General features: G+C 65.2%; 22 protein-coding genes. 11 read left to right on the forward strand and 11 right to left on the reverse strand.

Going from position 1 to position 21312, the window contains the following annotated elements; translation table 11 throughout:
* Positions 1–22 precede the first annotated feature (22 nt).
* Genes SCA01S_RS07160 through SCA01S_RS22120 form a run of 7 tightly spaced genes read left to right on the forward strand, consistent with a single transcriptional unit; the run spans position 23 to position 6146 of the window.
* Positions 23–1207 (forward strand): D-alanyl-D-alanine carboxypeptidase family protein, encoded by a 1185-nt coding sequence (locus tag SCA01S_RS07160; protein ID WP_245652483.1) that lies wholly within the window; start codon positions 23–25, stop codon positions 1205–1207.
* The gene (gene tmk, locus SCA01S_RS07165) at positions 1204–1854 is read left to right on the forward strand and encodes a dTMP kinase (RefSeq protein WP_062784382.1); all 651 of its coding nucleotides are present in this window, start codon (positions 1204–1206) and stop codon (positions 1852–1854) included. Before SCA01S_RS07160 ends, tmk begins: the two co-directional genes overlap by 4 nt.
* Positions 1833–2813 (forward strand): DNA polymerase III delta subunit-related protein, encoded by a 981-nt coding sequence (locus tag SCA01S_RS07170; protein WP_062784384.1) that lies wholly within the window; start codon positions 1833–1835, stop codon positions 2811–2813. Before tmk ends, SCA01S_RS07170 begins: the two co-directional genes overlap by 22 nt.
* A 17-nt stretch (positions 2814–2830) precedes the next feature.
* Positions 2831–4399: a methionine--tRNA ligase gene (gene metG / locus SCA01S_RS07175; RefSeq protein WP_062784386.1), complete on the forward strand. Its 1569-nt coding sequence runs from the start codon at positions 2831–2833 to the stop codon at positions 4397–4399.
* Positions 4399–5184 (forward strand): TatD family hydrolase, encoded by a 786-nt coding sequence (locus SCA01S_RS07180; protein ID WP_062784388.1) that lies wholly within the window; start codon positions 4399–4401, stop codon positions 5182–5184. Before metG ends, SCA01S_RS07180 begins: the two co-directional genes overlap by 1 nt.
* Entirely contained in the window at positions 5181–5948 is a 768-nt protein-coding gene (locus tag SCA01S_RS07185; protein ID WP_062784390.1) for an MBL fold metallo-hydrolase, read from the forward strand. Before SCA01S_RS07180 ends, SCA01S_RS07185 begins: the two co-directional genes overlap by 4 nt.
* Positions 5949–5969: 21 nt before the next feature.
* Positions 5970–6146 carry a hypothetical protein gene (locus SCA01S_RS22120; RefSeq protein ID WP_157088884.1) on the forward strand — a complete coding sequence of 59 codons (177 nt, stop codon included), beginning with the start codon at positions 5970–5972 and terminating at the stop codon, positions 6144–6146.
* Positions 6147–6223: 77 nt separating this feature from the next.
* Here SCA01S_RS22120 and SCA01S_RS07190 read toward each other — a convergent pair whose 3' ends face one another.
* Entirely contained in the window at positions 6224–6550 is a 327-nt protein-coding gene (locus SCA01S_RS07190) for a transcriptional regulator (protein ID WP_062784392.1), read from the reverse strand.
* The gene (locus SCA01S_RS07195; protein ID WP_062784393.1) at positions 6547–6993 is read right to left on the reverse strand and encodes a hypothetical protein; all 447 of its coding nucleotides are present in this window, start codon (positions 6991–6993) and stop codon (positions 6547–6549) included. Before SCA01S_RS07195 ends, SCA01S_RS07190 begins: the two co-directional genes overlap by 4 nt.
* A 143-nt stretch (positions 6994–7136) precedes the next feature.
* On the opposite strand from SCA01S_RS07195, the gene mazG reads away from it, so the two are divergent.
* A complete protein-coding gene (gene mazG, locus SCA01S_RS07200; RefSeq protein ID WP_062784395.1) occupies positions 7137–7955 on the forward strand; it encodes a nucleoside triphosphate pyrophosphohydrolase in 819 nt (272 codons plus the stop codon).
* On the opposite strand, the gene hflX is transcribed toward mazG, so the two are convergent.
* The 7 genes from hflX to dusB form a co-directional block, all read right to left on the reverse strand.
* On the reverse strand, positions 7917–9254 hold the full coding sequence (gene hflX, locus SCA01S_RS07205) for a GTPase HflX (RefSeq protein WP_062784397.1): 1338 nt from the start codon (positions 9252–9254) through the stop codon (positions 7917–7919). The genes mazG and hflX overlap by 39 nt on opposite strands.
* Entirely contained in the window at positions 9251–9841 is a 591-nt protein-coding gene (gene hfq, locus SCA01S_RS07210) for an RNA chaperone Hfq (RefSeq protein ID WP_022678471.1), read from the reverse strand. The genes hflX and hfq overlap by 4 nt, the downstream gene beginning before the upstream one ends.
* Positions 9842–10058: 217 nt before the next feature.
* Complete coding sequence (gene ntrX / locus SCA01S_RS07215) at positions 10059–11444, reverse strand: nitrogen assimilation response regulator NtrX (RefSeq protein WP_022678473.1); 1386 nt, start codon at positions 11442–11444, stop codon at positions 10059–10061.
* A gap of 56 nt (positions 11445–11500) precedes the next feature.
* Positions 11501–13768, reverse strand: a complete 2268-nt coding sequence (locus SCA01S_RS07220) for a sensor histidine kinase (protein ID WP_022678474.1) — start codon at positions 13766–13768, stop codon at positions 11501–11503.
* A gap of 74 nt (positions 13769–13842) precedes the next feature.
* Positions 13843–15288, reverse strand: coding sequence for a sigma-54-dependent transcriptional regulator (locus SCA01S_RS07225; RefSeq protein WP_062784756.1), 1446 nt, complete (start codon positions 15286–15288; stop codon positions 13843–13845).
* Between the two features lie 4 nt (positions 15289–15292).
* Positions 15293–16411: a two-component system sensor histidine kinase NtrB gene (locus SCA01S_RS07230; protein ID WP_022678476.1), complete on the reverse strand. Its 1119-nt coding sequence runs from the start codon at positions 16409–16411 to the stop codon at positions 15293–15295.
* Positions 16408–17424: a tRNA dihydrouridine synthase DusB gene (gene dusB / locus SCA01S_RS07235; RefSeq protein WP_062784399.1), complete on the reverse strand. Its 1017-nt coding sequence runs from the start codon at positions 17422–17424 to the stop codon at positions 16408–16410. The genes SCA01S_RS07230 and dusB overlap by 4 nt, the downstream gene beginning before the upstream one ends.
* Before the next feature lie 128 nt (positions 17425–17552).
* Between dusB and SCA01S_RS07240 the strand changes: the two genes are divergently transcribed.
* Genes SCA01S_RS07240 through SCA01S_RS07250 form a run of 3 tightly spaced genes read left to right on the forward strand, consistent with a single transcriptional unit; the run spans position 17553 to position 19854 of the window.
* A complete protein-coding gene (locus tag SCA01S_RS07240) occupies positions 17553–18728 on the forward strand; it encodes a bifunctional 2-C-methyl-D-erythritol 4-phosphate cytidylyltransferase/2-C-methyl-D-erythritol 2,4-cyclodiphosphate synthase (RefSeq protein ID WP_062784401.1) in 1176 nt (391 codons plus the stop codon).
* Positions 18725–19306 (forward strand): hypothetical protein, encoded by a 582-nt coding sequence (locus SCA01S_RS07245; protein WP_062784403.1) that lies wholly within the window; start codon positions 18725–18727, stop codon positions 19304–19306. Before SCA01S_RS07240 ends, SCA01S_RS07245 begins: the two co-directional genes overlap by 4 nt.
* Positions 19307–19326: 20 nt before the next feature.
* Positions 19327–19854, forward strand: coding sequence for a CinA family protein (locus SCA01S_RS07250; RefSeq protein WP_022678480.1), 528 nt, complete (start codon positions 19327–19329; stop codon positions 19852–19854).
* 45 nt (positions 19855–19899) lie between these two features.
* Here the strand turns inward: SCA01S_RS07250 and SCA01S_RS07255 are convergent, their stop codons facing one another.
* Together SCA01S_RS07255 and lipA are read right to left on the reverse strand one after the other, a co-directional pair.
* Positions 19900–20346: a type II toxin-antitoxin system RatA family toxin gene (locus tag SCA01S_RS07255; protein WP_062784405.1), complete on the reverse strand. Its 447-nt coding sequence runs from the start codon at positions 20344–20346 to the stop codon at positions 19900–19902.
* Between the two features lies 1 nt (position 20347).
* Positions 20348–21295 (reverse strand): lipoyl synthase, encoded by a 948-nt coding sequence (lipA, locus tag SCA01S_RS07260; protein WP_022678482.1) that lies wholly within the window; start codon positions 21293–21295, stop codon positions 20348–20350.
* Positions 21296–21312: the final 17 nt, after the last annotated feature.

Here is a 21312-nt window from a genome sequence, read left to right on the forward strand (position 1 = left end):
CATCGTGAATTCGGGGTTTTGCTTGCGCCGTCTGCTTTCCGTTGCCGTTGCCCTGGCCGCTGTGGCCACCGTTGCCGTGCCTGCCCAGGGCATGAAGTCTCCGCACGTGCAGGTGTCGGCCGATCCAGCCCATCCGCCCGAGGTGGTGGCGCCAATCGCTCTGCTGATTGACGTCAATTCCGGGCGGGTGCTGTTCGAGCGGCAGTCGCACCGCCGTTTCGTGCCGGCTTCGCTTACCAAGATCATGACCAGCTATGTCGCGTTCGAACTGGCCGCGCAGGGCAAGCTCAAGCTCGATGCGAGCTTTGCCATGCGGCCTGAAACGTTCCGCCAGTGGCATGGCGTGGGCAGCACGATGTTCCTGGAAAACAACAGCCAGACCCGCGTGGCCGATCTGCTGGAAGGCATCGTCACCGTCTCGGCCAACGATGCCTGCGTCGTGCTGGCAGAGGGCGTTGCGGGCAACGTGCCCGGCTTTACCGCGCTCATGAATGCGCAGGCCCGCACGCTGGGCATGCGTGACACCCACTACAACACGCCCAATGGCTGGATGGACGAAGGCCGCACCTATGTTTCGGCGGCAGACCTTGCCACGCTGAGCACCGCGCTGATCACCCGCCACCCCGATTTCTATCGCCGGTTCTATGGCCACGAAACGATGATCTGGAATGGGATCGAGCAGCGCAACCACAACCCGCTCTATGGCGTGGTGACCGGCGCAGATGGGGTGAAGACCGGTTTTACCAACGAGGCCGGCTATGGCCTAGTCGGTTCGGCGCAGCGCAACGGCCGCCGCCTGATGATGGTGGTGGGCGGCTATGACCGGCCGCAGGACCGCGCCCGCGATGGCGCGGCGCTGATCGAATGGGGCTTTGCCGCGTTCGATGAAAAGCCGCTGTTCGCTGCTGGTGACCATGTTGGCAGCGCGCGGGTGCAGGGCGGCACGGTAGCCAGCGTCGGCCTGGTGGCGCCGCGCCAACTGGCGATGCTCGTCGGCCACGGCCAGACGGTGCGGCCCACGCTGTCTATCCGCTACAAGGGGCCGCTGCGCGCGCCGATCGCCAAGGGCCAGGAAGTGGCCACGCTGGTGGTGCATGCGCCCGGCCAGCCCGACGCACGCCTGCCATTGGCGGCGGCCGAGGCGGTGCCCAAGGGCGGCCTGTTCGATCGCCTGCGCAATGGCTTTGCCGCGATGACCGGACGATGAGCGACACCGCCACGACCGGGCGCTTCATCGTGTTCGAAGGGGGCGAGGGCGCCGGCAAGTCGACCCAGGCGCGCCTTCTGGTCCAGGCCCTGGCCGCGCGTGGGATCGGCGCGGTGCTCACCCGCGAACCGGGCGGAACCCCCGGCGCCGAGGCGATCCGCAACCTGCTGTTGAGCACGCAAGGCGAAGGCTGGGGCACCCGGGCCGAGGCGCTGCTGTTTGCGGCCGCGCGTGCCGATCATGTCGAGCGGTTGATCCGCCCGGCGCTGGCGCGCGGCGACTGGGTGATCTGCGACCGCTTCATCGATAGCAGCCGCGCCTATCAGGGCGGCGGCAACGGGCTGTCCGATGCCGATGTCATGGCACTGCACGCCATTGGCAGCGAAGCGCTGCTGCCCGATTGCACGATCCTGTTGGAACTACCCGCCGAAGAGGCCGCCGCCCGCTGCGCACTGCGTGACCAGGGCCAGGCAGACCGGATCGGCGGGCGCGATGCCGCCTATCATGCGCGCGTTGCCGCCGCATTCGATGGCTTCGCCGCTGCCGAGCCAGGGCGCTTTGCCCGCGTTTCCGCGCTAGGCACCCCCGAAGCAGTCGGCGCGCGCATTCTTGACGCGCTGGCGCCATGGATGCCGCCAGCATGCTGATCGGCCACGAACACCCCTGGGAAACCTGGAACGCAGCCATGGCCGGGCAGCGCATGCACCACGGCTGGCTGCTGGCTGGTCGTGAAGGGCTGGGCAAGGCCAGCTTTGCGCTCGAAGCTGCAGCCAAGCTGGTGGCCGAGCCGGGCGTGCCGCAGCCACCGGCGTTGCATCACCCCGATATCCTGGTGCTCGAGCCGCTCCCCGCCAACGATGATGAAGCGAAGAAGCGTGACGACGGGCGTCCCTATGCCCGCAAGCGCAATATCAACGTCGATCAAATCCGTACGATGCTCCATCGCCTGCACACCCGGCCGACACTGGGCGCGCGCCGCGCGGTGATCGTGGACGCGGCCGATCATCTGGAAAAGGGTGCGGTCAACGCGCTGCTCAAGGGGTTGGAAGAGCCGCCCCAGGGCACTTTCTTCCTGCTTGTAGTGCATCAACTCGGCCGCCTGCTGCCCACGGTGCGCTCGCGCTGCCAGGTACTGCGCTTCCGCCCGCTCGATCTCAAGGAAATGAACGACGCCGTTTCATTATCCGCGCCCGAACTCGATGCCGAAACGCGCGCTGCCGCCATTGCCGTGGCGCATGGCTCGCCCGGCGCGGCGCTGACCTTTGCGACGCAGGATCTTGGCCGCCCGCTGGCGCTGCTGCGCCGGATCCTTCACACCGGCGATCCTGACCTGGGCCTGCGCGGTGAACTGGGCAGCGCCTTGGGCGCAAGGCCCGATCGCGAGCGATTGCTGGCAACGATCGAGGCGGCGCGCACCGTTCTGGCCGAAGAAGTGACCCAGGCCGGCGCCGACAACCGCCTGGCGATCATCGCGGCGCACCAGCATCTCGTCGACCTAGCGCGCGAAGTGCCGACGCATAACTTTGATCCGGCATTGCTGGTTATGGAAATCGGCGGGTTGCTGGCGCGCGCTGCGCGCACTAGAGCGGGGGCAACATCCCGCTGAAGGAAGCGACTGTCGCCATGGGCGAACCCTATTACATCACCACCGCCATTTCCTATCCCAACGGCAAGCCGCATATCGGCCACGCCTATGAAGCGATCGCCGCCGATGTGATCGCGCGGTTCCACAAGGCGATGGGCCGCGACGTGCGCCTGCAGACCGGCACGGACGAGCACGGCCTGAAAATGGCGCAGAAGGCGCGCGACCTGGATCTGACGCCGGCGCAGCTGAGCGATCAGATGTCGCAGCATTTCATTGATATGTGCGCCGCATTGAACGTCAATTATGACGTATTCCTGCGCACCACCGAGCCACGCCACCACACCGCTAGCCAGGAAATCTGGAAGCGCATGGAAGCCAACGGCGATCTCTATCTCGATCGCTACGAAGGTTGGTACTCGGTGCGCGACGAGGCCTATTACGACGAAAGCGAACTGGTCGAAGGGGAAGGGGGCAGCAAGCTCTCGCCCCAGGGCACCCCGGTGGAATGGACCGTGGAGGAAAGCTGGTTCTTCCGCCTGTCGAAGTATCAGGACAAGCTGCTCGCGCTCTATACCGACAATCCCGATTTCATCCGGCCCGAGGCGCGCCGCAACGAGATGATCGCGTTTGTCTCGCAGGGACTGCGCGACCTTTCGGTCTCGCGCACCAGCTTTGACTGGGGGGTCAAGGTTCCGGGCAGCGACAACCACGTGATGTACGTGTGGGTCGATGCGCTGACCAACTATCTTACCGGCCTCGGCTGGCCGGAAGAAACCGACGCCTTTGCAAAGTATTGGCCGGCAAACCTGCACCTCATCGGCAAGGACATCGTGCGGTTCCACACGATCTACTGGCCCGCCTTCCTGATGAGCGCCAACCTGCCGGTGCCACACCAGGTGTTCGGCCATGGCTTCCTGCTCAACCGGGGGCAGAAGGAATCGAAGTCGCTTGGCAACGTGACCGACCCGATCGCGCTGGCCGAACGCTTTGGTGTCGACGCGGTGCGCTATTTCTTCATGCGCGAGGTGGCGTTCGGCCAGGACGGCTCGTGGTCGGCCGAAGCGATCGTGACGCGCTGCAATGCCGAGCTGGCCAACAGCTATGGCAACCTGGTGCAACGGGTTCTTTCCATGATCTTCAAGAACATGGACGGCAAGCTCGACACCTTTTCGAGCACGGAGGCCGACGATGTTTTAACCGGGTTCGTTCGTTACGCTTGCTCTGTGGAAGTCACACGCGAATTTGCCGCGCTCAATTTCTCCGCCGGGATCGATGCGTGGATGCGCGCGGTCTTTGCCTGCAACGCCTATATCGACGAGCAGGCACCGTGGACGCTGCGCAAGACCGACCCGGAACGAATGCGCGCCGTGCTGCTTACCCTGTTCATGGCCATTCGCGACCTGACCATTGCCATCGCCCCGATCGTGCCGACGGCGGCGGGCAAAGTGCTTGACCAGCTCGGCATTCCGGCCGGCGAGCGCGGCTATGGCGCCTTGCACCATGCGGGCTGGTACATGGAGCGCGTGGCCACCGGGGAAGCCTTGGCGCAGCCGGTCGGCGCGTTCCCACGGCTTGAGCTGCCGGCCGAGGAAAGCGCGAGCGCCTGATGCTGATCGATTCCCATTGCCACCTCATTTACGAAGGCCTGGTTGATCGCCAGGCCGAGGCACTGACGGCAGCCCGCGCGCGCGGTGTGCGCGGCTTCCTCAACATCTCGACACGGCAGCGGGAGTGGGAAGAAGTCGTGGCCGTGGCCCATCGTGAGCCTGACGTGTGGGCAAGCGTGGGCATCCATCCGCACGAGGCGGATAGCCATGCTGATCTGGGCGCTGCGGTGCTGGCAGCGGCCACGGCAGACCCGCGCGTGATCGGCATCGGTGAAACCGGGCTCGATTACTTTTACGATCATTCCGACCGCCAGGTGCAGCAGGACTTGTTCCGCATGCACATTGGGGTGGCGCGAGACACCGGCTTGCCGTTGATCATCCATACGCGCGATGCCGAGGACGATACGCTGCGCATCCTGACCGAAGAAATGGGGAAGGGCGCCTTCCCGGCGTTGATCCATTGCTTCACCGCCAGCGCCGGCTTTGGCCGCGCGGTGCTCGACCTGGGCTTGACGATCTCGATTTCCGGCATCGTCACGTTCAAGAACGCCAAGGACTTGCAAGGCTTTGTTGCCGACATTCCCGATGATCGCCTGCTGGTGGAGACCGATGCGCCGTTCCTCGCGCCGATCCCCCATCGCGGCAAGAAGTGCGAACCAGCCTTCGTGGCCGATACCGCCGCGTTTGTCGCCGCGCTGCGTGGCGTCACGATCGAACAACTTGGCGCGGTGACCACCGACAACTTCTTCCGCCTGTTCAGCAAGGCCGAAAGGCCAGCGGCATGAAGCTGGTCATGCTGGGATCGGGCACCTCCACCGGGGTGCCGCGCATCGGCAACGACTGGGGGGAATGCGATCCGGCCGAGCCGCGCAACCGCCGCACCCGCGTGGCGATCGTGGTGGAAGGCGCCGATGGCGCACGCATCCTGGTCGATACGCCCACCGATCTGCGCCACCAATTGCTCGCTACCGAAATCGACCGGATCGATGGCGTGGTGTGGACGCACGACCATGCCGATCACACGCACGGCATCGATGATCTGCGCCCGCTGCGCATGGGCCGCGGCGCACCGATTCCGGGCTATGCCGCCGATGAGACCGTGCGCCGGCTGCGCCAGCGCTTTGGCTATGTCTTTGCCGGGCAGCACGGCTATCACACGATCTGCAACCTCGATAATCTCGATCGCGTGCGCATGGTCGCCGGCATTGCCATCAGCCATTGCCAGATGGCCCATGGCCCGGCGCAATCAACCGCGTTCCGGTTCGACCAGAATGGCAAGTCCATTGGCTATGCGACAGATTTTTCTGAAATAAATGATGAGATGATCAACCTGTTCTATCGGGTTGACGTGCTGGTAGTCGATGCCTTGCGGCGGCAGCCGCATCCCACGCATGCCCATCTGGCGATGGCGCTGGAACTGATCGACACCTGCCGGGCAGGCCAGGCGGTTCTGACGCATCTCGACAAGTCGATGGATTATCGCACCTTGTGCGGCGAAACGCCCGACAACGTCCAGCCAGGCTATGATGGCCTCGAAATCAGCCTGTGAGCGCACTGAAAGGATAGCGCCATGATCACGCCCGATCGCATCGCTGCCTTGATTGGCCTGATCATGGCGCTGGTCCTGGTATCGCGCAACGGCGCGCTGCGCCGCGTGCAATGGCCGGCACGGCTCCAGATGGCGCTGATCTGGGGCGTTATCATCGTACTGACGGCCTTGGTATATACTTGGCTCAAAGCCCGCTGATCCGGGCTTCAAGCCAAGTGCATTTTACATAATACATCTTATCTGTATGGCGGAATACTCCCGGCGGGCGGTGCCGATCACACTGCCGCACCCGCCAGGATCTGCTTGAGCGCGGCGACGTGTTTGCCAAAGCGCATGCGCCCGGTTGCGGTGATCCGCGCCCAGGTGCGCTGCCGCCCATCGACCGGCGCCTTGCGTAGTGCGATCAGGTCTGCATCAGCCAAGGCCGACAGATGCTTGGACAGCACGGAATCGCTGCACTTGGTAATCTCGCGCAGCCGGGCGAATTCGGCATCCTGCACGTGGCTCAACACTGCCATGACTTGCAGCCGCGCTGGCGCCTGGAGCAAAGGTTCCAGCCCATCGAGATCAGCCGTGGTTTCAGCCTCGGTCGCCACGCTCATGCCTCTTGCATTTCGCGCACGAACACGCGCTGCCACGTCACGCTGCCCCAATAGCTGATGCCAAAGGTGATGACGGCCAGCGCCAAGCTGAGCAGCGGCATGCCAGCATGCAGGCTGGCCCAGACACTGGCGATGTAGAGCGCGGCGATACCCAGCAACAGCAGCAGCGCCACGCGCCGCGTGCGCCCACGGCGATAGCCATTGATGAACACACCGAGCCGGCGGCGGTCGGACATCACGCAGGCGATGATCCCGGCCATGACGGCGACAAACAGCGCGATGCGCCAGCCAAACGCCACCGCTGGCGTCGCCACCAGCACCGCTTCGCACAAGGCGAAAGCCGCGTGGCGCCAGGGCGGACAGGCGAGCGTGGCCAGCTCGCGCTGGGCGCCAACGACGGCACCCAAGGCGGCGCGGGCTTCATCTTTTCCAATTGCGCTCATCATGTCATTCCTCACTTTCCATGTTGGAAAGCGATACAGCAGACTTTCCGATTCGGAAAGAGATAATTTTCCAGAATGGAAAGTGATCATGTCGGATTGCTAGAGGGGTGCCATTTGACCGTTTGCAGCCTAGAAACAGCGTCATGTCTGACTCCGTTTCCGCTCCCGCCGTATCGTCTCCCTCGCTGATCCGCCTTTTGGCGATCATGGCCCGCCTGCGTGATCCGCACGGCGGCTGCGAATGGGATCTGGCGCAGGATTTCGCCTCGATCGCGCCCTACACGATCGAGGAAGCCTATGAGGTGGCGGATGCCATCGCGCGGGATGATATCGCCGCGCTGCGCGAGGAACTGGGCGATCTGCTGCTTCAGGTGGTGTTTCACAGCCGCATGGCGCAGGAGGCTGGCCATTTCGCCTTTGACGATGTTGCCGCCGCGATCGCCGACAAGATGGAGGATCGCCATCCGCACATCTTTGGCGGCGAGGACGATCACGGCCAATCGCGCGAGGAACGCTGGGAAAACCGCAAGGCTGCCGAACGCGCCGCCAAGGGCGCGCAGAGTGCGATGGATGGCGTAGCCCTCGCCCTGCCCGCACTGATGCGTGCGGAAAAGCTGCAGAAGCGCGCCGCGCGCGTGGGGTTCGACTGGCCCGATACGGCCGGCCCCACCGCCAAGGTGATCGAGGAACTCGACGAGCTGGCCGCGGCGCAAACCACAGCGGAACAGCTGGATGAAGCCGGCGACCTGCTGTTTGCCGCCGTCAACGCCGTGCGCGCCTATGGCATTGCCCCCGAAGACGCGCTGCGCCACGCCAATGCCAAGTTCGAGCGGCGTTTCCGCGCGATGGAGGCATTGGCGCAAGGACGCTTTGCCACGCTGGACCTCGATGCCCAGGAAGCACTGTGGCAGGCGGTGAAAGTGTCAGAGCGTGGTGAAGCGGCCGATATCAGCGAGGCTTAACCGCACGCTGAGGCGCAGTGCCGTCTGGTCTTCGTTGGGCTCTTCGCGCAGCACTTCACCATGGGCGTGCAGCCAGGCGAGGCGCTGGCCATCGCTGACGGGCACAGTGAGTTCCAGCACTTGCGCATTCCCGGTCAGCATGTCGCTCAAGACACTGAGCAGGGTATCGGTGCCCTCCCCCGTCATCGCGGAGATCGGCACGACCTTCTGCTCGGGCACGCCATGGGCGATCATTGCCTCGCGCATGGCGCGTTCGTCTTCGGCGAGCAGATCCCACTTGTTCCAGGCCTCGACGATCGGGATCTCGCTGCCACCCTCCCCGATCACGCCCAGGTCCGTAAGGATTTCTTCCACCTCGGCCTTTTGCTGGGCCGCCGCCGGGTTGGCGATATCGCGCACGTGCACGATCACGTCGGCCGCCGTCACTTCTTCCAGCGTGGCGCGGAACGCCGCGACCAGCTGCGTGGGCAGATCGGAAATGAAGCCGACCGTGTCTGACAGGATCGCCTTTTCCACCCCCGGCATGCGGATGGCCCGCATGGTGGGATCGAGCGTGGCGAACAGCAGGTCTTCGGCCATCACCGCAGCGCCGGTCAGGCGGTTGAACAACGTGGACTTACCAGCGTTGGTATAGCCGACCAGGGCAATCACCGGCCATGGCGCGCGCTGGCGCCGTTCGCGGTGCAGGCCACGGGTGCGGCGCACCTGTTCCAGTTCGCGGCGCAAGCGGCCCATGCGGTTGCGGATCATCCGCCGGTCCGCCTCAATCTGGGTTTCACCAGGGCCACCCAGGAAGCCAAAGCCGCCGCGCTGGCGTTCGAGGTGGGTCCAAGAGCGAACCAAGCGCCCGGCCTGGTAATCGAGATGGGCGAGTTCCACCTGCAGCCGCCCTTCGGCGGTGGCGGCGCGTTCGCCAAAGATTTCAAGGATCAACCCGGTGCGGTCGATCACCTTGCGCTTGAGCTTGTCTTCCAGGTTGCGCTGCTGGATCGCCGACAGCGCTCCATCAATGATGACCAGTTCGGCCTCGTTCTGCGTGGCGCTCACAGCCAGGCGTTCGACCTGCCCTTCCCCAAACAGCGTGCCGGGGCGCACCGCGCGGATCGGCACGATGAACGCGTCGACCACTTCGATGCCGATGGCGCGGGCCAGGCCCTGCCCTTCTTCCAGGCGCGCTTCGGCATCCTCGCCCAAGCCGCCGCGCTGGCGAATATCGGGCAGAACAACAATGGCGCGCGCGCCACGGGTGACTTCGCCTTCGATGTCACCCGCATTGCGTCCAAATTCGAAAGTGCTCAGTTCGCTTCGCCTTCCCAGTCACCCGTCAGATCGACATGGCCGGCCGGCTGAATCGTCGAGACGGCATGCTTATAGGCAAGCTGCACATAGCCTTCGCGTTCCAGCAGCATGCAAAAAAGGTCGTAGGCCGCGACCTTGCCCTGCAGCATGACGCCGTTGACGAGGAACATGGTAACCTGCACGCCGGCATCGCGCACGCTCGACAGGAACACTTCCTGCAACAGGCGCTTCTTGCCGTTTTCGTCGTTGCCGCTCTGGAAGTGGGCAACCGAAAGCTGCTGGCCCGGCATGATCGTGGAGATCGCATGCTTGTAGACCAGCTGCGACTGACCATCGCGGCGCAGCAGGATCGAGAAATTGTCAAACCAGGTGACGATGCCTTGCAGCTTGACGCCCTTCACCAGAAACATGGTGACAGGAATCTTATTCTTGCGCAGATGGTTGAGGAACACGTCCTGAAGGTTCTGCCCCTTCACCGCGCCTCCGCTGGCGACAGGTGCGGGCGTCGTCGCAGGCGCAGCGGCCTCGGCAGGGGCTGCGGCTTCAGACTTGGCGCGGGGACGCGCAGACAGGGTCTTTCCGGTCATTCTTGTGACTCCGTTCTATTGGCGGGCCCCGGTCCTTTCGGCGCTATTCCGGGGCTTCGCGATCTGGCTCACGATCATTGCGGTGCAAGATGACACGACAATGGCCATGGGCCGGCTTCGAACCTTGTCTTATGGCCGCTTTGCGGCTGCGTAAACCGGGTTTTTGTCGCAAACGTTCGCTTGTGCGTAAAAGCCTGGTGGATCGCCCGCCAGGCGGTCAGTCGTCTTCCTCGTCCTCGCGCCGCTCGGCCATGCCCAACAGCTTGAGCTTGCGATGCAGGGCAGAGCGTTCCATTCCGATGAAGCTGGCGGTCTTTGAGATGTTGCCGGAAAAGCGCCGGATCTGCACCTTGAGGTACTCGCGCTCGAAATTCTCGCGCGCCTCGCGCAGCGGCACGCCCATCAACGCCGAGGTGCCGGTATCGGCGCCAAGCCGGGTGGAGACGATTTCGGCGGGCAGCATGTCTGCCTCGATCCGGGCCAGGCGCTCGCGCGGGGTGAGGATGATCGTGCGCTCCACCACATTGCGCAGCTGGCGCACATTCCCCGGCCAATCATAACTTTGTAATGCGGCCATGGCCTCGGGCGTGATGCCCGGCGGCGAAACGCCCTGCTCGCTGGCATAGCGGGTGAAGAAATGATCGACCAGCGAGGGGATGTCGTCGCGCCGATCGGTCAGCGGCGGGATCGCGACTGGTACCACGTTGAGGCGGTAGAACAGGTCTTCGCGGAAACGCCGCTCGGCGATTTCCTTTTCGAGCGGGCGCGAGGAAGAGGAAACGACCCGCACGTCCACGCGGATCTGGCGATGGCCACCCACGCGCACGAATGCCTGCTCGGTCAAGACGCGCAGGATACGCGCCTGGCTCGAGGCCGGCATATCGGCCACTTCATCGAGGAAGAGCGTGCCGCCATCGGCCATTTCCAGCAAGCCGGCGCGCACCAGCTTGCCATCGGCCTCTTCGCCGAACAGTTCCTGTTCAAAGCGTTCGGGCGTGATGCGGGCGGAATTGACGGTAATGAAGGCGTTCTGCGCGCGCGGGCTCCAGCTGTGGAGCAGGCGCGCGGCCACTTCCTTGCCCGATCCGGCCGGGCCGGTGATCAGCAAGCGGCTGCCGGTGTTGGCCACCCGCTTGAGCGTGGCACGCACCTGGTTGATCGCCGCCGAATTGCCGGTGAACTCTTCCGAGGCGACGAAGCCCTGGCGCAGGCGCTGATTTTCCCGGCGCAAGCGTTCGGTTTCGGTGGCACGTTCCACCAGCAGCAGCAGGCGTTCGGCCTCGAACGGCTTTTCGAGAAAATCCATCGCGCCGCGGCTGATGGCCGAAACGGCGGTATCGATATTGCCGTGGCCGGAAAAGATGATCACCGGCAGTTCCGGCTCGCGCTTCTTGATCTCGTCCAGCACTTCAAGCCCGTCCATCGGGCTGCCGTGGAGCCACACGTCGAGCAGGACCAGGCTGGGGCGGCGTTCGTCCACCGCTGCCAGGGCCGAAGTGCTGTCACCGGCAAGGCGGCAGCCATAGCCTTCGTCGCTGAGCACGCCCGCCACGAGTTCGCGGATGTCACGTTCATCGTCGACGATCAGGATATCAAGAGCCATGGGAATTTCTGAGTCCTGTGGAAAAAGCCTGATGGAATCGTGCGGTCCAGAAAGGATCAATGCGGCGCGGCAGCCACCGTATCGACGGGCGGTGCATTGGCAGGGGCCACGCCCCCGGCCTGGGCCAGGGGATCGCGGGCAAAGCGCATGGTCACGCGGGTGCCACCTTCCGGCTCGTTGGCAAAGGCCATGTCGCCGCCATGCTCCTCGACAATCTTGTTGACGATTGCCAGGCCCAGCCCGGTGCCCTTTTCACGCGTGGTGACGTAGGGTTCGAGAATGCGCTCGCGCTCCACCGGCAGGCCAACGCCATTGTCGATCACGGTGACCACGACGGCCGCATCATCGGCATGCAGCTGCACCGCGATGCGGCCGCGGTAATCAAGGTCAGACACCTTTGCGCGCTGCTGCTCGATCGCCTCTACCGCGTTCTTGAGCACGTTGGTCATCACCTGGCCGAACTGGTGCCGATCGCACTGGAATGGCACGGCCGGCGCATCGCTGGTAAAGCTGAAGCTGACCTCGCCATGCGCCACTTCCTGAAGGAACAGCGCCTGGCGCACCAGATCGCTGGCATCCTCGCTGCGGAACACCGGCTTGGGCAGGCGCGCGAACGAGGAGAACTCGTCCACCATTTTGCGCAAGTCGCCCACCTGCCGGATGATCGTGGCAGTCAGTTCCTCGAACAGTTCGGGATCGGTCACGATCTGCCGGCGATAGCGGCGCTTGAGGCGCTCGGTCGCCAGCTGGATCGGCGTCAGCGGGTTCTTGATCTCGTGTGCGATGCGGCGGGCGACGTCCGACCAGGCCGCGCGGCGCTGGGTGATCAGCTGGCGGGTGATGTCCTCGAACGTGATCACGTGGCCGTGGCGATCGGCCCGTGCCTTGACCGCGAGGGTGAGCAGTTCACCCTGGCGGGCATATTGTACGATGCCGCTGCTTTCGCCGTTGGCAACAAGCTGCGCGATCTGTGGCGCGATTTCGGTCAGCGTGCGGCCATCGGCAGAGACGCGGGGATCTTCGAGCAGGAGCTTCTGCGCCGAAGAGTTCATCAGCTGGATGGTGCCATCCGGCCCAACCGAAACGATCCCGGCCGTGATCGATTCCAGCACGGTTTCGATGAACACGCGCCGCACGTCGAGCTGGGCGTTGGCATTGACCAGCGCCTGGGTCTGCCCTTCCAGTTGCGCCGTCATGCGGTTGAAAGCGCGGGTCAGCATGCCGACCTCGTCGATGTTCTTGACCGGTGCCACGCGCATGGCAAAATTGCCGCTGCCCACGCTGCGCGCGGCCTTGACCAGTTCGGCCAGCGGGGCAACCTGGCGATCGGCAAAGCGCAACGCCACCCACACCGCCAGCATTACCAGCGCCAGGCTGATCACGAACAGCGCGACATTGAAACGCAGTTGGATCGCGCGCGCACTGCGGCTGAGCATGTCATAGGCGGACAGCACGCTGTTGGCGCGCTCGAACTGGCTCAGCGCCAGCTTGTCGGAGTTGCGTGCCACATACAGATAGATGCCGCGCTGGTGATCGATTGGGGTGACCGCCTCGATCCGCTCGGCTGAGGCGTTGACGACGACCTGCTCCCCGGCATCGAGCTTGCGCAGTTCATCGGGCGTAACGCGCTCGCGGTTGTCCTTCGCATTGGGATCAACGATTGCAGCGGTACGCAGGGTGCCATCGCGGCCGCGCTCGATGATCGCGCTCTCGTCCATCTTGCGGCTGTAGACCTGCCAGGAATAGCCGGCGAGAAAGTCCTGGCTGGTGATCGGGGCCTGGTCGAAATAACCGCGCACGTCGCCGGCCATGGCCACGCTTTCGCGGCCGACATCGCGCAACTTGTCGGCATAATAGCCGCGGGCCAGGCTGTTGGCGTTTTCCAGCATGCCGCGGGAATCGCTGGAAAACCAGAATTCCACGCCAGATTGGAACAGCAGCGAGGCAAAGATCACGACCAGCAGCGTGGGGATCGCCGCGATCAGCGAAAACAGCCAGACCAGGCGCACGTGCAACCGCCCGCTGGTGCCAAGGCCGCTGCGCGCGGCCCGCGCCAGGGCCAGGCGGCGGCCCGCCAGCACGATCAGCGCCATGGCCGGCACCAGCGAGCCGATGAGCAGGACCGAGGTGAGCCGTGCCGGCAACAGTTGATTGGCGGCGCTGTTGGCGCTGACCGTCTGCCATGAGACCATCAGCATGGTGATCAGCGCGGTTCCGGCTGTCATTTCCAGCAGCAGGAACACGTTGGCGCGGCGCAGCGACACCAGCAGCCGTCGCCACCAGCGCGGCAGTCGTTTGCCCGAACGTGTTGCATTTGCGACCATCGTGGCGCCTTTACAACGCTGCTGTTGCAAAAATGCAAGTGCTTTTATGACACACCGCGTCTGGACGGGGCGCGTCAGCGACCACCCAAGGCATCTTCCGGCGCAATGCCCAGATCGACCAGGCGCTTGCGCAGCGTGTTGCGGTTGATCCCCAGCAGTTGCGCGGCTCGCAACTGGTTGCCGCCGGTCTGCGCCAAGGCATGAAGGAACAGCGGCCGCTCGAACGCGGCCAGCGCGCTGTCATAGAGCGTGCCCGGCTCGGGACGCGCCTGGATCAGGAATGCGTCGAGCGCCGTAGCGAAATCGGCCGGGGCGGCGTTGCCGATGCCCGCTTCGGGCTCGCCTGCGCGCTGGGCCGCGTTGTCGCTGGCCAGCAGCGGTTCGATCGTGGCGTCATCGACCACATCGTCGCGCGCCAGCAGGGCCAGGCGGAAGATGAAATTGCGCAATTCGCGCACGTTGCCGCGCCAGGGCTGGCGCGCGAGCAGCGCCGCACCTGCTGCCGACAGCTGCCGCCGGGGCAATCCCTCGGCCGCTGCCCGCGCCAGGAAATGGCGGGACAGCGCCTCCACGTCGTCAGCCCGCTCGCGCAGTGGCGGCAGTTCGATCGGCACAACGGCGAGGCGGTAGTAAAGGTCTTCGCGGAACGTGCCGGCGGCGATCATCGGCACCAGATCGCGATTGGTTGCCGCAATGATCCGACAGTTGAGCGCGATTTCCTCCGTGCCGCCCACGCGGCGGATGCGCCCGGATTGCAAGGCGCGCAGCAGGCGGGTCTGCGCCTCCAGCGGCATGTCGCCGATTTCGTCGAGAAACAGCGTGCCGCGCGCGGCCTGTTCGAACTTGCCGATCTGCCGGGCTACCGCCCCGGTGAACGCGCCCTTTTCGTGGCCGAACAGCTCGCTTTCGATCAACTCGTGCGGGATGGCAGCGGTGTTGACCGCCACGAACGGCCCGTCCCGCCGGTTGCCCAACTGGTGGATCGCTTCGGCCACGAGTTCCTTGCCGGTGCCGGATTCGCCCAGGATCAGCACGGTCAGATCATTGCGCAGCACGCGCGTGATCATGCGATAGACCGCCTGCATCGCCGCGCTGCGCCCGACCAGCGGCAGGCCCTGCCCCAGGTCTTCGGCAGCATCGGGCAGATCGCTGCCGTCCAACGCGCCCAGCGCCTGGCGCACGGTGCGCACCAGTTCTTCCAGGTCGAACGGCTTGGGAAAATATTCAAACGCGCCAGTATCGCTCGCCCGCACCGCGGTATCGAGCGTGTTCTGCGCCGACAGGATGATCACCTGCATGCGCGGAAACGCCGCGCGCACAGGGGGAAGCGTTTCGATGCCGTCACCATCGGTCAGCATCACGTCGGTCAACATCAGGCCATAGGGCTTGCTCGCCAGCAGGCAATCGCGCCCGGCAATGCTGTCGCAGCGGTCAACGTGCAGGCCCTCGGCCTCGAGCGCCGCGGTGATGACGATGGCGATGGAGGAATCATCCTCGACCAGCAGAATCGACTCTTTCATGCGCTCAATCATTCTGCACAGTGCCGGCAACGGGCAGATGCAGGCGGAAATGCGTCCACCCCCCCACCTCGTCGCGATCATGGGTAATGCGCCCGTTCATTTCCCGCACCAGCTTCTGCACCAAGGCGAGGCCCAGGCCCTGGCCGTTTTTCTTGGCGGTGACGAAGGGCTCGAAGATATGGTCGCGCAGCGCGGGGTCGATACCCGGGCCATTGTCGCTGACGCGCACCTCGATAGGCAAGCGCAGCGGCTTGCCCGCGCGCGAATGCACCTGAATGCCGCTGGCAAAGCGCGTGCGCACCACGATGCGGCGGTTGTCCTGCCCCTCGCATGCCTCGCGCGCATTGGTCATGAGGTTGAGCAGGATCTGCACCAGGGCATCGGGATTGGCCGTGACCGGGGGCAGCGAGGGATCGAATTCCTCCCGCACCACCACGCCACCCGGGTCGCTGGCGGCGATCACCGCCTGGGCGCGGCGCACCGCTTCGTGCAGGTTGCAGGGCACGGCCGGCTCGCGGATGCGGCGGGAAAGCGACTGCATGTGATCGATCAGCTTGGCGATGCGATCGACCTCGGCGGTGATCAGCCCGGTCAGCGCGCGGTCCGCCTCGCCCAGCTTGCGGTCGAGCAATTGCGCCGCGCCGCGAATGCCGGCGAGCGGATTCTTGATTTCGTGGGCCAGCACCTCGGGCGCGCGCAGGGCGCCGGTCTCGCCCGCACCGGCACCGGGCACGTCGTCGCTTAAGCCTTCCACACCGCTCATTTCGTGCAGGACCAGCATTTGCCAGCCCGGATGATGCTGGACCGGCGCGGTCATCACGTCGAGCGCGCGGGTGCTGCGGCCAGGCAGGCCAACGCGCACGCGCCGCGCCACCAGGTGAGTCTCGGCATCGGCAAGGCGATGCAGGATCAGCGGTTCTTCAAAGGCGAGAACGTCGATCAGGGCCTTGCCGACCAAGCGCCGCGCGCCCTGGCTCAGCAATTGTTCGGCCGCCGGATTGACCGCCGAAATCGTCATGTCGGGCGCCAGCAGCAATACGGCCAGCGGAAAGCTGGCAATCATGCGCTTGGGATCGGGCCGCACCAGATGCTCGGCGCGGGCGCGGTCCAGCCCTTGCGTCATGCCGCTTCGCGGTGGTGCAGCGGGGCGTAGAACGCTTCGAGATTGGCGAGCACGTCCTGCGCATCATCGATGAAGTTGACACGGTTGCGGAACTCGGCCGATCCCGGCAGGCCCTTGGTGTACCAGCCCAGGTGCTTGCGCGCCATGTTCACGCCGGTGACGGCGCCATAGTGGTCGAGCATCGACTGGTAGTGTTCCACGATCAGGCGGTATTGCTCCTCGATCGTGGGATCGGGGCGCACCTCGCCGGTCTGCAGCCAGTGCATCACCTGCCCCAGCAGCCACGGGCGGCCATAGGCACCGCGCCCGATCATCACGCCATCGGCACCGCTCTGCGCCACGGCCTGGGCCACATCCTCGATCCCGCAGATATCGCCGTTGACGATCACCGGAATGGTCACCGCTTCCTTGACCTTGCGAACAAACGCCCAGTCGGCGCTGCCCTTGTACATCTGGTTGCGGGTGCGGCCGTGCACGGTGATCATTTGCGCGCCAAGATCCTGCGCGATCCGTGCCAGTTCCGGGGCATTGAGGCTGTCATGGCACCAGCCCATGCGCATCTTGACCGTGACCGGAACCTTGACCGCCTTGACCGTCGCCTCGATGAGGCGCGCTGCCAGCGGCACTTCGCGCATCAGCGCAGACCCGGCATAGCCGTTGACCACCTTGCGCACCGGGCAGCCCATGTTGATGTCGATGATGGCCGCGCCGCGATCTTCCGACAGCTTGGCCGCTTCGCCCATCTGCTCGGGATCGCAGCCGACCAGCTGCATCGAGACCGGTTCCTCGGTGGGGTGCCACGCCCATTTCTGGATCGACTGGCGGGTTTCGCGGATCGCGGCGGGGCTGGCGATCATTTCCGTCACGTTAAGGCCCGAACCGAAGCGCCGCACCATCAGGCGGAACGGCAGATCGGACACGCCCGTCATCGGCGCCAGCACCACCGGGCAGCCAATGCGCACGGGGCCAACGTCGAGCGGGGCGAGAACGGGGGGAGTAGGAACCTGGGTCATGACCGAACGATACTGCCTAAAAAACAGGCAGCCCTTAGTCGAATACGCGCGAGTGGGCAAGCGCCCGTCCGGGATGGCCAAGCCGCCGCTTGGCTTCCCTGCGCCCTGCTGGTAGAGGCGCACCCGGAATGAACCCTGTCCCTCCCCCTTCAGACCAGCAACCCTTGAGCAGGACGGCCGCCGTCGTGGTCGCCGCCGGCAAGGGCCTGCGCGCCGGCGGCACGGTGCCCAAGCAGTTTGCCCTGTGGCAGGGCCAGCCACTGGTGCGCCACAGCGTGGAATCGCTGATTTCTGCCGGTATCGCGCCGGTGATGGTGGCGATCCCGCGCGGTTGGGAAGAGGTGGCGGCCGCGGCCCTGCAGGGATTGCCCGATGTCGTATTCGTCCATGGCGGAGAGACGCGGCGGGAATCGGTAGCGTGCGCGCTGGAAGCACTGGCTGACGATGCCCCGGACCATGTGCTGATTCACGACGCTGCCCGCCCGGTCCTGCCGCGCGCAGTGATCGATCGCCTCTCGGCGGCGCTGGCATCGGCGCCGGGCGCCATCCCGGCCCTGCCCGTGGTCGATAGCGTGGTGCGCGGCGCCGATGGCCAGCGCGAAACGGCTGTGGCGCGCGAGGGCCTCTATCGCGTGCAGACACCCCAGGCGTTTCATTATCCTGCCATCCTTGCCGCCCATCGTGGCTGGAACGGCGGCGCCGAAGCGGGCGATGATGCACAGGTGGCCGATGCCGCGGGCCTGGCCGTGGCGCTCGTTGCCGGAGACGAGGCCTTGCGCAAGGTCACCTTTGCCAGCGATCTGGAGACTGCCCCGATGCCAGCACCCCTTCCCCGCACGGGCATGGGTTTTGACGTTCACCGCCTGGTCACGGGGCAAGACCTGTGGCTGTGCGGCGTCAAGATCGATCATGCCAAGGGCCTTTCGGGCCATAGCGATGCCGACGTGGCGATCCATGCCCTGGTCGATGCGCTGCTCGGCGCCATCGCGGCGGGTGACATCGGCGATCACTTTCCGCCGTCCGATCCGCAGTGGAAGGGCGCATCGTCCGATCGCTTCCTCGCCCATGCCGCCGCGCTGGTGGCGCAGAGCGGCCATGCGATTGCCAATGTCGATGTGACGATCATTTGTGAAGCGCCCAAGATCGGTCCGCATAAGGCAACCATGCGCGCGCGCCTGGCCGAAATCCTGGGCCTGCCGATCGACCGCGTCAGTGTGAAGGCGACGACCACCGAGCGCCTGGGCACGACCGGCCGCGGTGAAGGCATTGCCGCGCAGGCCGTTGCCACCGTGGTGCCGCAATGATCAGCCTGACCCTTGCGCGCCGCAGCGCCGCCACGCTCGCCCTTGCCGGATTGCTCGCGGGGCAGCAGGCCTTTGCGGCAGACGCCCGCGCCTGCCTGGAGCCGGCCGATGTCGACGCCATGGTAGCCTATGCCCTGCCATCGGCGATGGACAGCGCGATCACGTTCTGCGCGCCGCACCTGGCGCCGCAGGGCTATTTCGCCCGCGAGGGCCAATCGCTGGTGCAGCGCTATGCCCAGGCCAAGCCGGCTGCTTGGCCGCGCGCCAAGGCAGCGCTGCTCAAGCTGGGCCAGGCCGACGCCAAGGGCGGTGACCAGACCATCGCGCAGATGGCCCGGTTGCCCGACAAGGCCTTGCAGCCGTTTGCCGATGGCATGGTGGGGCAGATGGTCACCGAATCGATCAAGCCGCAAAGCTGCGCGCCTCTGGAACAGATGACGCGCCTTCTGGCGCCATTGCCGCCGGAAAACACCGCCAGCCTGTTCACCTTCATCATCCGCATGGTCGATTCGCCATCGCGCAAGCCGGGCATCGTGCCCCGCAAACCCGGGCTGCCCCTGTGCCCGGAAACCCCATGACAACGGAACACCCCCCAATCATGCCCCCCGAAACCGACTCCCTTCTTCCGCACGACATCGTCGCGCTGGCCCAGCGCGTGATCGAGGCCAATCGCAGCATCGGCCGCACGGTCGCTTTGGCCGAAAGCTGCACCGGCGGTCTGGTGGCAGCGGCGCTGACCGAAATCGCCGGCAGTTCGAGCGTGCTCGATCGCGGCTTCGTGACCTATTCGAACGAGGCCAAGCACGAGTTGCTGGGTGTATCGCTCGATGTGATCGATGCGGTTGGCGCGGTATCGGTGGCCACTGCCTGGTCGATGGCGCAGGGCGCCCTTGCCCATTCGCAGGCCGATGTTGCGGTGGCGATCACCGGCATTGCCGGCCCCGATGGTGGTTCGGAACAGAAGCCGGTCGGCACCGTGGTGTTTGCCCGTGCGCACCGCGGCCAGAACCCGGAAGACATCATGGCCGAAACCCGGCTGTTCGATGATTGCCAGACCCGCAGCGCCGTGCGCCACCAGGCCACGCTTTGCGCCCTCGAACTGCTGATGCCGCCCGAAGCGGACTGAGGCCACGCGGCCCCGTGCGAAAGCGGGGCCGAAGCTCAGCCGTGATCAGGCCTCGACCGGGCCATAGAGCTTGGCCGCGCGGGTTTCGAAGGCGGCGACCATCTTGCGGAACGCGCGATCGAGGTATTGGCCCGCCAGCTTTTCGAACAAGGCGTTGCGAAAGCTGAAATCGACGCAGAAGTCGATCACGCAGCCCGTGCCGTCGTCACCCGGGCGGAATGCCCAAGTGTTGGACAGGCTTTTCATCGGCCCATCGAGATATTCCACCTCGATCCGGTCAGGCTTGGCCTTGCGCACCCGCGAGGTGAACTTTTCGCGCAGCGCGTTGAAGCCGACGAGCATGTCGGCGACCATCTCGGTTTCACTGTCCGCCTTGATCCGCGTGGCCACGACCCAGGGCAGAAACTCTGGATAGCGGCGCACGTCGGCGACGAGGTCGAACATCTGTTCCGGCGACCATTGCAGCCGCCGCTGTTCGGCGATGCGCGGCATCTTATGCCCCGGCGCGCGCCGCTGCCTTGGCCAGCTGCGCCTCACGCGTGGCGCGCATCTGGGCAAAGTCTTCGCCGGCGTGATAGCTCGAGCGCGTCAGCGGGCTCGACGCCACCTGGAGGAAGCCCTTGGCGCGGGCAATCGCGCCATAGGCATCGAACGCCTTGGGCGTGACGAATTCCATCACCTTGGTGTGCTTGGGCGTGGGCTGGAGATACTGGCCCATGGTGAGGAAATCGATCTGCGCCGAGCGCATGTCGTCCATCACCTGGTGCACTTCCAGGCGCTCTTCACCCAGGCCCAGCATGATGCCCGACTTGGTGAAGATCATCGGGTTGAGCCGCTTGACCTGTTCGAGCAGGCGCAGCGACGCGTAATAGCGCGCACCGGGCCGGATCGTGGGATAGAGCCGGGGCACGGTTTCCAGGTTGTGGTTGTACACGTCCGGTCCCGCCTCGACGATGGCGGCAACCGCGCCTTCCATCTTATTGCGGAAATCGGGCGTGAGGATTTCGATCGTGGTCTGCGGCGTCTGTTCGCGCAGGGCCTTGATCACCTTGACGAACTGCGAGGCACCACCATCGGGCAGATCGTCGCGATCGACCGAGGTGATCACGATGTGTTCCAGCCCCATGCGGGCCGCCGCCTCGGCCACGTGGCCCGGCTCGGAAATGTCGACCTTGCGCGGCATGCCGGTCTTGACGTTGCAGAACGCGCAGGCGCGGGTGCACACGTCACCCAGGATCATCACCGTGGCGTGCTTCTTGGTCCAGCATTCGCCGATGTTGGGGCAGGCTGCCTCTTCGCACACGGTATTCAGCTTCAAGTCGCGCATCAATTGGCGCGTCTCGCCATAGCCCTTGCTGGTGGGCGCCTTTACACGAATCCAGTCAGGCTTGCGCATGCGCTGTGGCTGGGCGGGCTCAAGGTTCGAGGCAGTGTCGGTCATGCCTGCGCAGATAGGCG

The sequence above is a fragment of the Novosphingobium capsulatum NBRC 12533 genome, assembly GCF_001598375.1.
Lineage (GTDB): Bacteria > Pseudomonadota > Alphaproteobacteria > Sphingomonadales > Sphingomonadaceae > Novosphingobium > Novosphingobium capsulatum.